General features: G+C 50.5%; 13 protein-coding genes and 2 pseudogenes. 7 read left to right on the top strand and 8 right to left on the bottom strand.

Going from position 1 to position 12,910, the window contains the following annotated elements; translation table 11 throughout:
* The first annotated feature begins 126 nt into the window (after nt 1–126).
* Nucleotides 127–546, top strand: coding sequence for a hypothetical protein (locus RSJ68_03090; protein WNU97732.1), 420 nt, complete (start codon nt 127–129; stop codon nt 544–546).
* An 85-nt stretch (nt 547–631) separates the two neighbouring features.
* Here RSJ68_03090 and RSJ68_03085 read toward each other — a convergent pair whose 3' ends face one another.
* From RSJ68_03085 to RSJ68_03075, 3 genes are all read right to left on the bottom strand, one after another.
* A complete protein-coding gene (locus tag RSJ68_03085; protein ID WNU97731.1) occupies nt 632–913 on the bottom strand; it encodes a chaperone modulator CbpM in 282 nt (93 codons plus the stop codon).
* Between the two features lie 15 nt (nt 914–928).
* Entirely contained in the window at nt 929–1,888 is a 960-nt protein-coding gene (locus RSJ68_03080; GenBank protein WNU97730.1) for a DnaJ C-terminal domain-containing protein, read from the bottom strand.
* Nucleotides 1,889–2,034: 146 nt separating this feature from the next.
* A complete protein-coding gene (locus RSJ68_03075) occupies nt 2,035–2,430 on the bottom strand; it encodes a hypothetical protein (GenBank protein ID WNU97729.1) in 396 nt (131 codons plus the stop codon).
* 219 nt (nt 2,431–2,649) lie between these two features.
* Between RSJ68_03075 and corA the strand changes: the two genes are divergently transcribed.
* From corA to RSJ68_03055, 4 genes and pseudogenes are all read left to right on the top strand, one after another.
* Nucleotides 2,650–3,723 carry a magnesium/cobalt transporter CorA gene (gene corA, locus RSJ68_03070; GenBank protein ID WNU98338.1) on the top strand — a complete coding sequence of 358 codons (1,074 nt, stop codon included), beginning with the start codon at nt 2,650–2,652 and terminating at the stop codon, nt 3,721–3,723.
* A gap of 129 nt (nt 3,724–3,852) precedes the next feature.
* On the top strand, nt 3,853–4,335 hold the full coding sequence (locus RSJ68_03065) for an acyl-CoA thioesterase (GenBank protein ID WNU97728.1): 483 nt from the start codon (nt 3,853–3,855) through the stop codon (nt 4,333–4,335).
* A 182-nt stretch (nt 4,336–4,517) separates the two neighbouring features.
* A pseudogene (locus RSJ68_03060) lies at nt 4,518–4,874 on the top strand (DUF5339 family protein).
* Between the two features lie 238 nt (nt 4,875–5,112).
* A pseudogene (locus tag RSJ68_03055) lies at nt 5,113–5,211 on the top strand (inorganic pyrophosphatase).
* 475 nt (nt 5,212–5,686) lie between these two features.
* On the opposite strand, the gene RSJ68_03050 reads toward RSJ68_03055, so the two are convergent.
* The 3 genes from RSJ68_03050 to uvrA all read right to left on the bottom strand — a co-directional run bounded on the left by RSJ68_03050 (nt 5,687) and on the right by uvrA (nt 9,672).
* On the bottom strand, nt 5,687–5,836 hold the full coding sequence (locus RSJ68_03050; protein ID WNU97727.1) for a hypothetical protein: 150 nt from the start codon (nt 5,834–5,836) through the stop codon (nt 5,687–5,689).
* A gap of 285 nt (nt 5,837–6,121) precedes the next feature.
* Nucleotides 6,122–6,775, bottom strand: coding sequence for a hypothetical protein (locus RSJ68_03045; protein WNU97726.1), 654 nt, complete (start codon nt 6,773–6,775; stop codon nt 6,122–6,124).
* A 26-nt stretch (nt 6,776–6,801) separates the two neighbouring features.
* Complete coding sequence (uvrA, locus tag RSJ68_03040) at nt 6,802–9,672, bottom strand: excinuclease ABC subunit UvrA (protein WNU97725.1); 2,871 nt, start codon at nt 9,670–9,672, stop codon at nt 6,802–6,804.
* 219 nt (nt 9,673–9,891) lie between these two features.
* On the opposite strand from uvrA, the gene RSJ68_03035 reads away from it, so the two are divergent.
* Nucleotides 9,892–10,692: a phosphatidylserine decarboxylase gene (locus RSJ68_03035; protein WNU97724.1), complete on the top strand. Its 801-nt coding sequence runs from the start codon at nt 9,892–9,894 to the stop codon at nt 10,690–10,692.
* Between the two features lie 107 nt (nt 10,693–10,799).
* Here the strand turns inward: RSJ68_03035 and RSJ68_03030 are convergent, their stop codons facing one another.
* Entirely contained in the window at nt 10,800–11,102 is a 303-nt protein-coding gene (locus tag RSJ68_03030) for an NF038104 family lipoprotein (GenBank protein WNU97723.1), read from the bottom strand.
* A gap of 8 nt (nt 11,103–11,110) precedes the next feature.
* Nucleotides 11,111–11,449, bottom strand: a complete 339-nt coding sequence (locus RSJ68_03025; protein ID WNU98337.1) for a hypothetical protein — start codon at nt 11,447–11,449, stop codon at nt 11,111–11,113.
* A gap of 148 nt (nt 11,450–11,597) precedes the next feature.
* On the opposite strand from RSJ68_03025, the gene RSJ68_03020 reads away from it, so the two are divergent.
* Entirely contained in the window at nt 11,598–12,779 is a 1,182-nt protein-coding gene (locus RSJ68_03020; protein WNU97722.1) for an aspartate aminotransferase family protein, read from the top strand.
* The last annotated feature ends 131 nt before the right edge of the window (nt 12,780–12,910 follow it).

The following is a 12,910-nucleotide window of genomic DNA, read 5'->3' as shown; positions in this document are numbered from 1 at the left end:
CATATCCAATGGATATAATTCTTTTTGTATTTTTACGGCTGAACCCTGCCAAGTCAATACTGAGTATGGTTTCAATAGGGTATTGGACGGTAGGTTGGGCAGAATTCGATTTTAGGAAAACATAATATGAACAAAATAGCGACAATACTTTTCGCTGCGTTACTGGTGCCGTCTGTCTCTTTTGCAAGCGGAGACAATGCCGCCAAGGTCAGTTTGGTGAAGAAGATTTATCAAGAAGCAAGCCGCGATGATGAATCGGGCGTGAAGATTTTGAACCGATATGCCGATGCTTCTTTGAAAAAAGCCATCCGTATTGCCTCTCGGTCGGCGGATTTGTGCATAGAGGCCGATCCGATATGGAACAGTCAGGATCCTGAAACTGAAGTCAAGGTCAGCGTGTCTGCCTTGCCCAACGGCAAAATTCGTGCCGGCTTCAAACAATGGGGGCATCCGACCAAAGTAGATTATTCGGTCAGCTGCTCCGGAAATGTCTGCAAAGTGACGGATGTCGATCATCTCAAACGGACTTGGCTGCAATGCCGTTAGTTTGTCGAATACATGAAAAGGTCGTCTGAAAATATTTTTCAGACGACCTTTGTTTACAAATAACAACGCCTTATTGTTCTTCCTCTTACAGTAACACCGACGGCCGCTGTGCTTTCCTCAGCTCTTCCACTTCATCTAAAAGCCGCATAATCAAGCCCAACGCCGGGATGCCAGCTTCAAAATCACGGCTCAAACGCTGTGCGCGACGGATACGTGCAAGGTGGAAACCGCTGAACGTAGTTTGTTCGGGCTTGCCGCCTATGCTGATGATGTCTTCCTCGATGAGTTCCAACAGCCAATCTCGGCGGCAATGGCTGACAGCAATAATTTCTTCAAAAGTCAATGTGATGTCGGTGGATTGCGTCATGGTTTATCCTTTCTTTCATGCGTGTTTCGCAGCGAAATGTTCTGCCAGTTTTTCCCATGCGGCACGGTCGGCTTCACTTTCTGCAACAGGGACATTGATGCGGATATTCAAGTATAGGTCTCCCGCCTCTTTCGCCGGAATGCCCTTGCCTTTAAGGCGGATGGTTTTGCCGCTCTGAGTGTTGGCAGGCAGATTGACCTGTAAGCGGCCGGATGCGGTAGGAACGATGATTTTGCCGCCCAATACCGCCTCCCACGGTTTGACGTCTATCGTCTGATATACGTCTTTTCTGTTTTTGACGTACAAGTCCGGCCGGTCGTGGAACTTGATTTTCAAGTACAAATCCCCGTTCGCTCCGCCGTTGCTGCCCGGCAGCCCCTGCCCTGCCAGACGGATTTGCTGGCCTTCGGCGATGCCTTTGGGAATTTTGACGTTGAGGGTTTTGCTTTGATAAGCCATACGGCCATATTCGTCCAAAGTCGGCACATTCAAAGTCAGACTGCGTTCCGCACCGGTATAGGCTGCGTAAATATCAATGCTCAATTCGGCGTGTTGGTCTTCTCCCTTGACAGGGCCGCGCGGCTGCTCGGGTCGGGAGCCGGCGTGGCGGAACGATGAAAACAAGTCTTCAAAATTAAAGTCGCCCGCGCCGAACGGTTCCCCTTCCCGATACTCATAACGGAAACCTCCGCCGTCGAAACCGTTGCCGAACGGGTTTCCGCCTTGTCCGAACGGATTACCCCCTGCGTTGCGGCCATAAGGGTTTGCCAACATTTCATCATACTCGGCACGTTTCTCCTTGTCGGAAAGCGTCTCGTAAGCACGGTTGATTTCCGCCGTACGCTCAACGGCATCCGGCTCTTTGCTCACATCAGGATGGTATTTGCGCACCAGCTTACGGTAGGCTTTTTTAATAGCGGCTTCATCCGCATCTTTAGCGACGCCCAATATTTCATAATAATTTTTTTCTGCCATGTTATTCCTTTGATTAATAATACCCAAAATTTTTATTGGATTTATAGTTAAGGGCAATCGCTCTAAAATCAAGCCCGACGGAAATAAAAAACGCCGTTTCGGCAAACGGCGTTTTGACAGATTGATTTGATGCTTGACCAACCGAATTATTGGACATTACGCGATTTTTTCCATTTAAATGCATATCCGGCAACGACAGGCAGCAAAGCCAGAAAAGACTTGAAAATCCAGCCTGCGTACCAAGGTTTCGCAACTACAATCGCACCCGTCTCAGAATTCGGCACAACAATATCTTTGACGGCGAGCCAATCCAACATCGGCCACCAGCAAACGACAAGGCATCCCAAAAAAACAGGCCAAATATTGCGTTCCCAGCCTTTCTGCCAAAAGCGGAAACATACCGCCGCCCAAACCAAAGTCAGCCCCGTGATCAATATCACCGTATAAGCATCCGCCCCGCAATATGCGGCCAAAAAATACGTCAAGACCACCCATAAAACAGCCAGCACCAAAACAATGATTTCTTCAGGACGTTTAAACATTCTTACAGCTCCAAAAATTTTTCCCGCAAAGGAAACAACCGTGTACCAACAGACGACACTATACCCGAAACAACATACTTTGAATATGCGCCGCCTTTCACTTTTCAGGCGACCTCGGTGTCTGCCCTACTCTGTTACAATGCTAATAATTTAAAACCAAGGTCGTCTGAAAAAACATTCCGTTTTCAGACGACCTTCAGACATACCTTTTCAATCATGATGAACACACCACCCGCTCCCGAGACAATACCCGCAGAAATCCCGCAAGACCAAACCGTCCCGCGCAGCAATACCGACAACGCGCCGCGTTCCGCCATCCATCAGACGCTTTATTCCGCCGATACGTTTGCCCAACACGATTATCTCGCGGGTAAAAAACTGCCCGACATCGCCCGCCCGCAAGCGGGGCAGACCAACTGGCTACATTTTGTCGGCATCAACGACGCCACGCTGCTCAAACACACGCTGGAGCCTTACGGCATCCACGAGCTGGTCATCGAAGACATCCTCAGCCGTAAACAACGCCCCAAAATCGAAGACTACGACAATTATCTGTTTATCGCCGCGCAGGTTTACCACTACACCGCCGCCGGCAAACTGAATTCCGACCAAGTGTATCTGATTATCGGCAAGGATTTCGTGTTGTCGTTCCAGCAAAAACCGCTGGGGCTGTTCAGCCAGTTGCGCCGCCAAATGAGCGAAAACCCGCGCGGCATCCTTGGCAAAAATACCGCCTTCCTTGCCTATTGCCTGCTCGACCGCATCGTGGACGACTATTTCATCGTTTTGGAAGAGTACAACAACCGCGTCGAAGCCATAGACAAATCCCTGTTTAAAAACGAAAACAGCGATATTCTCGGCAAAATCCACCGACTCAAGCGCGACGCCGTCCGCCTTCGCCGCACGCTTTTGCCCTTGCGCGACGTGTTCTATCAGCTTGCCGTGCGCGGCGATTTCGCCATTTTCAAAGGCGAGTCCACCGTTTATCTGCGCGACGTGTACGACCATATCATGCAGCTTATCGAATCGCTCGACGCCTCGCGCGACATGGTGTTGAGCATGATGGACATCTACCTTTCCTTCCAGTCCAACCGCATGAACCAGCAAATGCGCGTCCTGACCGTCATCACCATCATCTTCATGCCGCTGACCGTCATCACCGGCATCTACGGCATGAACTTCGACAACATGCCTGAGCTGCATTGGCATTACGGCTATTTTATGGTTTTGGGTTTGATGCTGTGCATCATTGTCGGGCTGCTGATTTTCTTCTCGCGCAGAAAATGGTTATAAACCCATAAAAAAATCCAATTTCCGTATATTCATATATTAAATACAATCGGCAAGGTTGTCTGAAAACCATCCCAACCACTGAACGGCCGCCCGTCTAACACAAACATTCATTTTAAAAAGAGGAACACCATGGACCAAACCCGCCAGCTCCCTTCACACGAACTCATCATGTCCGAACTGATGATGCCCGACACCGCCAATTTCAGCGGCAACGTCCACGGCGGCGAACTTTTGCGCCTGCTCGATCAAGTCGCTTATTCCTGCGCCAGCCGTTACAGCGGTAATTATTGCGTTACCCTGTCTGTCGATAAAGTCTTGTTTAAAGAGCCGATACACGTCGGCGACTTGGTAACCTTCTACGCCAGCGTCAACTACACAGGCCGAACCTCCATGGAAATCGGCATCCGCGTCGAGGCGCAAAACATCCGCAACGGCGAAGTGCGCCATACCAACAGCTGCTACTTCACCATGGTCGCGGTTGAAGACGGCAAACCCGTTCCCGTCCCACCGTTGGAAATCACCACCGAACGCCAACGCTGCCGTTACGAAAAAGCCAAAAAACGCAAAGCCTTGAGCCTTCAGACATCCGACGAGACTTCCTGCGGATGCTGAAAACGAACGGACAAAACAGATTACAAGACAAAGGTCGTCTGAAAACCATGTTTCAGGTTTTCAGACGACCTTTTTTCATTGAACAAGAAAAATGATAATTTCGCTAAAGTACCAAACGAAACTCAGTTGCTATTTAAATAATTTCAATTTTTTTTCATAAATTCAATTAAGAAGCATCATTTATTTTATTTGGCAACTCTGCTACCGCACTATCTTTGTCCGCATGTGGCGGCAGCTCTTATTCTGCTGTTTACGACGAATACGGAAAAGCCTTTGCCGACATTACTAAAGGCGTTGATGCAGGCACAAAAGACCTGATGCAAAAATCATTTGAGCAAACTAAAGCAGCCTTAAAAGATATGCCTGCCGACCAAAGAGACGCTACCTGTAAAGCAGCTTTGGATGGATTGAAAGGCGATGCCCCTGCCGCTTCTCCTGAAGATAAAGCCTAAGAGGCAAAAGAAGCTGCCGAAGAAGCGAAAGACGCTGCGGTAGAAGCCAAAGACGAGGCTGCGGCGACTAAAGAAGAAGCTAAATAATACGAGACATCTTATAGCGAAAACGGATTCCGACTACTCAGAATCCGTTTTTTTTATTTATACCTTTCAATCTGCAATTTGCTTTCAGACGACCTTTAAGGTGGTCTGAAAATTTAAAACGGCAAACCTTCAATTAGATGATCGCGCACACTCTACGATTTGATTTTAAAGTTCCGCATGATTTGCAGGTAGGTTGTGTGGCGCAGCCACGCACACGGTCGGTTGGGGGTAAAGCTACGAAAAAGCAGTTTCGGCCAAAGTTGAGCATTAGTGTGACGTGAAAGAAGCGAAACAGGTTATCAAAGAATCCATCGAACGTTGGAACAAACAGGCATAATGGTTTGAAATCATGACAAGAAGTCATCTAACAAATTGATTTTAATAAGTTTTCAGACGACCTTTTTTGATTTTTGCAGAGACAAACAAGGCAGGTTGAATTGTTTGGCCGCACTCTGGATTTTGCCGTAGCCGCAATTTGAAGAATGTAGGTCGGATTCCCGAATCCGACATTTATAGCGGTTTAAATTTAAACCGTTAAATTGTTGCCGACATAATCGGAAAAAGGCAGAGAGTTGAAGGTTTGTCGGATATTAGTATCCGACAAACCGTTTTCAGACGACATCAGAGGTCGTCTGAAAACTTTGAAGCGGCAAACCATGAATCAAATAACCGCGTGCGGTCGGTTTGGTAAGCAGGCTACGGCTTGCTGACGTTTTCAGGCGACATTGGAGATCGTCTGAAAAGCTTGGCGTAGGTCGGATTCTCAAATCCGACATTTTGGGCATTGTTGCAATGGATTGAAATGACGGGAGTTAAAGATTTTGTCGGATACAAGTATCCGACCTACGCTTGCTGTACGCGAAGCCGACATGTTCCACAAGCAGGCGCGATTTTGGGTTGGCGAGTTTGACGGTGAAAAAGAATGTGCCGCCGACAGTGAAGTTTCTGCGATAACGCGCCATAGGATTTTTGTTTGTGGTTTGGGTGTTGGAGAAGGAATGGTTTGTTGTTTAAGGTTTTAACTTTGTTGGAGCTAATGTTTTCAGACGGCATTGGAGGCCGTCTGAAAGCGCCAGCTTCGACAAAGTTAAAAGTTGAAACGGCAAACCGTCAATCAAATAACCGCGTGCGTGCGTACCGCACACACCTTACGCGTTGGTTTTAAAATTTCGCGTGATTCGCAGGTAGGGTCTGTGGCGTAGCCACGCACGCAGTTGGCTGGGTATGCAGGCTACGGCTTGCTTACATCACACCTTATCTTCTGCTGGATCTATCTCATAACAATGGTTTTCGTTCCGTATGCATTCAACCGCAGGAGTTCTTTCGGTAACCTTCCTCTTTTTTAATTTGCCATTTGGGTAACGAAAATCTATCCATTTAGTCGGTTTATTGTAATATTTCATTCTTCCTCCACAAAAAGGACAGAGGTTTGGCTTGATTTTTTCTAATGTTAATATGTAACCTTTTCCATTAATGGCATAATTATGAAACAATGGCAATCTAATTTGCTTACTAGTAATTTCACGAAGCTTAATTGCAATCAAACATATGAACAAACACAATAAAAATAAAACAAATAAAATTAAATTATACCACTCATTATTATTTATTTGTATAGGAGAATTAAAAGTATTAAGTATATTAGAGATGAGTGCACCCAAAGGTATTATTCCTGCAATACCAAGAAAAACGCTAATCCAAGTTAATACTCCCATTGTAAAAGGGCTTCTCCATTTTGGTTCAACTGTATATACTTTCGTTTTCTCATTATCTAACTGATTATTTGCATAGTTATTATATTGATTGACGTTGTACTGATCACCTTGTATGGTTGTACGCTGTTCTCCAATTTGTGTTGATCCATTAAAATTCGCACCATTAAAATCATTTTTTTGCTTCATTTTCATATGCCTTCTGAATTAAGAAATTACAATATATTCTTCAAATACTTCCCAGTATAACTTCCCTTAACCTTCGCCACTTCCTCGGGGCTACCTGAAGCAATAATCCTCCCCCCACCATCGCCGCCTTCCGGCCCTAAGTCGACAATATAATCAGCCGTTTTTATAACGTCAAGATTATGCTCGATAATCACAATCGAGTTGCCTTTGCCTTTTAGACGACCTATCACTTCCAGCAGCAGGGCGATGTCGGCGAAGTGCAGGCCGGTGGTAGGTTCGTCGAGGATATAGAGCGTTCTGCCGGTGTCGCGTTTGGAGAGTTCCAAGGCGAGTTTGACGCGCTGGGCTTCGCCGCCGGAGAGGGTGGTGGCGGACTGGCCGAGGCGGATGTAGCCGAGGCCTACGTCCATCAGGGTTTGTAGTTTGCGCGATACGGTGGGGACGGCGTCGAAAAATTCGCGGGCTTCTTCGACGGTCATGTCGAGGACTTGGCTGATGTTTTTGCCTTTGTATTGGATTTCGAGCGTTTCGCGGTTGTAGCGTTTGCCGTGGCAGACTTCGCAGGGGACGTACACGTCGGGCAGGAAGTGCATTTCGACTTTAATTACGCCGTCGCCTTGGCAGGCTTCGCAGCGGCCGCCTTTGACGTTGAAGGAGAATCTGCCGACGTTGTAGCCGCGTTCGCGCGAGAGGGGGACACCGGCGAAGAGTTCGCGGATGGGGGTGAACAGGCCTGTATAGGTGGCGGGGTTGGAGCGCGGGGTGCGGCCGATGGGGGATTGGTCGACGTTGATGACTTTGTCGAGGTGTTCGAGGCCGCGGATGTCGTCGTATGGGGCGGGTTCTTCTTGGGCGCGGTTGAGTTCGCGGGCGGTGATTTTGGCGAGGGTGTCGTTAATCAGGGTGGATTTGCCGCTGCCGGATACGCCGGTGATGCAGGTAATCAAACCGAGCGGCAGTTCGAGGGTAACGTTTTTGAGGTTGTTGCCGCGCGCGCCTTTGAGGACGAGCATTCGGTCGGGATTGACGGGCGTGCGTTCAGACGGCACGGCAATGGATTTTTTGCCGCTGAGGTATTGTCCGGTAACGGATTTTTCGCATTTGGCGACGTTTTCGGGGGTGTCGGCAATCAGTACGTTGCCGCCGTGTTCGCCCGCGCCGGGGCCCATATCGACGACGAAATCGGCTTCGCGGATAGCGTCTTCGTCGTGTTCGACCACAATCACGCTGTTGCCTAAATCGCGCAGGCGTTTGAGGGTGGCGAGCAGGCGGTCGTTGTCGCGCTGGTGCAGGCCAATGGAGGGTTCGTCTAATACGTACATCACGCCGGTCAGGCCGCTGCCGATTTGGCTGGCGAGGCGGATGCGCTGGGCTTCGCCGCCGGAGAGGGTTTCGGCGGAGCGGGAGAGATTGAGGTAATCCAGTCCGACGTTAATCAGAAAGCCGAGGCGCTCGGTGATTTCTTTGAGGATTTTTTCGGCGATTTGTTTTTTGTTGCCGTCCAAATCCAGCGTTTCAAAGAATTGGTGGGTTTTGGTCAGCGGCCAGGCGGAGACTTCGTGTAAAGGTTCGCCGCTGACGTAAACGTAACGGGCTTCTTTGCGCAAACGTGCGCCGCCGCAGCTCGGGCAGGCGCGGTGGTTTTGGTATTCGCGCAGTTTTTCGCGCACGGTTTCGCTGTCGGTTTCGCGGTAGCGGCGTTCGAGATTGGGAATGATGCCTTCGAAGGCGTGGCTGCGGTTAAAGGTGGTGCCGCGTTCGGACAGGTAAGTGAAATCAATGACTTCTTTGCCTGAGCCGTGCAACACGACTTTTTTCACTTTTTCAGGTAGCGTTTCCCAAGCAGCCTGCACATCGAAACCGTAGTGCCGCGCCAGCGATTGAATCATTTGGAAATAGAACTGGTTGCGCTTGTCCCAGCCGTCAATTGCGCCCGTTGCCAGCGACAATTCGGGATGGGCGACCACTTTTTCGGGGTCGAAGAAATTGGTGTTGCCCAAGCCGTCGCAAGTCGGGCAGGAACCCATCGGGTTGTTGAATGAAAAGAGGCGCGGCTCTAATTCGGGCAGGCTGTACGAACACACGGGGCAGGCAAAACGCGCGGAAAACCAATGTTCTTCGCCGCTGTCCATTTCCATCGCCAGCGCGCGCTCGTTGCCGTGGCGCAGCGCGGTTTCAAAACTTTCCGCCAGCCGCTGCTTGATGTTCGCCTTCACTTTCACGCGGTCGATGACCACGTCAATATTGTGCTTGATGTTTTTTTCCAGCTTCGGCACTTCGTCCAACTGATAGACCTCACCGTCCACGCGCACCCGCGCAAAACCCTGCACCTGCAAGTCGGCAAAGAAGTCGACAAACTCGCCCTTACGCTCGCGTACTGCCGGCGCCAAAATCATCACGCGCGTATCTTCCGGCAGTTTCAATACGGCATCGACCATCTGCGACACGGTCTGGCTAGATAGCGGCAGATTGTGTTCGGGGCAATACGGCGTGCCGACGCGTGCGTACAAAAGGCGCAGGTAGTCGTGGATTTCCGTTACCGTGCCGACGGTGGAACGCGGATTGTGGCTGGTGGATTTCTGCTCGATGGAAATCGCGGGCGACAGGCCTTCGATCAAATCAACATCGGGTTTGTCCATCATCTGCAAAAACTGACGGGCATAGGCAGAAAGGCTTTCAACATAACGGCGTTGGCCTTCGGCATACAGCGTGTCAAACGCCAGCGACGACTTGCCGCTGCCCGACAGCCCCGTTACCACCACCAGCTTGTGGCGCGGAATGTCCAAATCGACGTTTTTCAAATTATGCGTGCGCGCGCCGCGGATGCGGATGGTGTCGTTGTCGCGGGCTTCTGAGTGGGGAGTTTTGCTGTCGTTTTGATGATGGTGGTTACACATGGTCGGACTGTCTTAAGCGGCTAAAATAAAACGGCTATTGTAACACTTTTCGCTTGGGTTTCAGATTGCGGAAGGTCGTCTGAAAAGCGGAGGAGACAGGTTTTCAGACGACCTTCTTTCGCATTCCGTCCGAAAAACGGGCGCAGCCGCTAAAAGCGTATCGGATTCCGTTATAATGGCGGCGATTTGAATAAAATTTGAATAGAAAAGGATTGATTTATGAACCGTCTGTACCCCCACCCGATTATCGCCCGCGAGGGCTGGCCGTTTATCGGCGGCGGTTTGGTATTGAGTTTGCTGGTGTCTGCCTGCTGCGGCTGGTGGTCGCTACCGTTTTGGATTTTCACCGTATTTGCCCTGCAATTTTTCCGCGATCCCGCCCGCGAAATCCCGCAAGATCCCGAAGCGATTTTAAGCCCTGTTGACGGACGCGTCGTCGTCGTCGAGCGCGCGCGCGATCCTTACCGTGATACCGAAGCGTTGAAAATCAGCGTGTTCATGAACGTCTTCAACGTCCACTCGCAAAAATCGCCTGCCGACTGCACCGTAACCGCCGTCGAATACAATAAAGGCAAATTCCTCAACGCCGATTTGGACAAAGCCAGTACCGAAAACGAACGCAACGCCGTACTGGCGACCACTGCGTCAGGCCGCGAAATCACTTTCGTCCAAGTCGCAGGCTTGGTTGCCCGCCGCATTTTGTGTTACACCAAAGCAGGCGAGAAACTGGCGCGCGGCGAACGCTACGGCTTTATCCGCTTCGGTTCGCGCGTCGATATGTATCTGCCGGTTGACGCGCAGGCACAAGTTGCCATCGGCGACAAAGTAACCGGCGTGCGCACTGTTTTGGCGCGCCTGTCGCTCCAAGCCCCTGAAGCTGCGGCACCGACTGAATCCGCAAGCGCCGCACAAACGCAAACGCGCGCTCCGGCGCAAACCGCTGCCGAAGTTGCTCAATCCGAAATCGAAGCGGCTGCCGATAAAGTCCGCAATGCCGCTAAGCAGGCTTTAAAGGATTAAAACCTTCCCACAAACAAAAAGGTCGTCTGAAAATGAGTCGAGCGGGTCGCGCTCAAACCTTTCAGACGACCTTTTTATATGGTTGCAAGGACAAAAGACATCCGTCCTTACCATCCCCTGTCCGAATATCCTGAATCTTGCGGAACAGAGTAACCGCCCTCTTCCGATGCAGGCGGATAAGAACCCGGATACACACCGTCGTCTGAAACAGGATGGCGGTTTTTACCTTTATCCTTTTCTTTGTCTTTCTTTTTATCTCTGTCGGGAATGACGGCATCAATAACTGCGCCCGTACCTTTGACGACAACCTTGCCCGCCGTCATGACGGTCGTTGCCGCCAAATCGACTGCCGCCCTGACGACGCAGCCGTTCAGCGCCAGGCGGACCAAAGGCAGAAGCAAGGTTTTCATCTTCATTTTCATGAATGCGGACATCCGCAATGACCGTCATGCCCGCCATCACAGCCTGCCGCGTGTTCGTGCCACGCGTCATCGTCGCCGTCAAACTCTTCTATTTCGTCAAACTCACCGTTTTCGACCAATTCGACCAACTCTTCCAAACTTTGCGCCCCTTCTACCCAAAAACACGGAATATCGGGTGGCGTATCGGGAGCCAGCAGGGCTGCATCGCCCTCGTGCCAAGCTATCCAATAGCCGTTGGCCGTTTGAACAAATTGCGCGTCGGGATGAATGGTTTCGCCTTCGGTGCCAACCAGCATACGCTCGGCAATTTCAGTCTGATAAGGCAGGATGTTCATAATCTTCTTTCTACGGTCGGTAAAATCCATATTGTAGCCGAAATTTCTACTTTCATTGCGTCCCGCCCATTCCTGCTTGAAGCTTTGTTTCAGGCGGCGCATAATCCCCGATTATTTTCAATAAATCATCCACTGCAAAGGAAATCGGATGCAAAACTACCTGACCCCCAATTTTTCATTCGCCCCCATGATTCCCGAACGCGCTCTCGGCAGCCGCGTCTGGGATACCGAAGGCCGTGAATACATCGACTTGTCGGGTGGCATTGCGGTCAACGCGTTGGGACACTGCCATCCCGATTTGATTGCCGCGCTGGCGGAGCAGTCGCAAAAATTGTGGCATATTTCCAATATCTACACCACCAAACCCGCGCAGGAATTGGCGCAAAAGCTGGTAGAGCATACCTTTGCCGACAAAGTGTTTTTCTGCAATTCCGGCGCTGAAGCCAACGAAGCCGCGCTGAAACTGGCACGAAAATACGGACGCGATCATTTTGGTGAACACAAAACCGAAATCATCTCCTGCCTGAACAGCTTCCACGGACGAACGCTGTTTACCGTCTCTGTCGGCGGCCAGCCCAAATACAGCAAAGACTATGCGCCGCTGCCGCAAGGCATTACCCATGTTCCGTTCAACGATATTGCCGCATTGGAAGCTGCCATCAACGAAAACACTTGCGCCGTAATCATCGAGCCGATTCAAGGCGAAAGCGGCATCCTGCCTGCCACGCAGGAATATCTGCAAGCCGCGCGCCGTTTGTGCGACGAACACGGCGCATTGCTGATTTTGGACGAAGTGCAAACCGGTATGGGGCATACGGGCAAACTGTTTGCCTACGAGCATTACGGCATTACGCCCGACATCATCAGCTCCGCCAAAGCATTGGGCGGCGGCTTCCCTATCGGCGCGATTCTGACCACTGACAAAATCGCGCCGACCTTCGGACCGGGGACGCACGGTTCTACTTTCGGCGGCAATCCGATGGCGTGCGCCGTTGGTAGTCGTGCGTTCGACATTATCAACGCGCCGGAAACCTTAGCTCATGTTGAAAAACAAGGACAAAAATTTCAGACGACCCTGCGGGAATTGGGCGAGAAAACCGGCGTGTTTAAAGAGGTCCGCGGTATGGGGCTGCTCATCGGCTGTGTGTTGGCGGACAAATACAAAGGCCGCGCTTCGGAAATTACCGCCGCTGCATTGAAACACGGCCTGATGGTATTGGTTGCCGGAGCCGACGTCGTGCGCTTCGCCCCCAGCCTGCTGCTAAACGATGAAGATATGGCGGAAGGGCTGAAACGCTTGGAGGCTGCATTAACTGAATGGATAGCCTGATTTAAGAAATTATGAACCAAGGCTTTCTTGGTGATTTCAAAAATTTTTCAATCACCATGGCTTATTTACATTAAAGGTCGTCTGAAGACAAACAAAACAGGTTTTCAGACGACCTTTTTTGCACCTTTCCT

The sequence above is a fragment of the Neisseria sp. DTU_2020_1000833_1_SI_GRL_NUU_006 genome (genome assembly GCA_032388755.1).
Taxonomy (GTDB): Bacteria; Pseudomonadota; Gammaproteobacteria; order Burkholderiales; family Neisseriaceae; genus Neisseria; species Neisseria sicca_C.
This window is presented reverse-complemented; position numbering and strand designations above follow the sequence as displayed.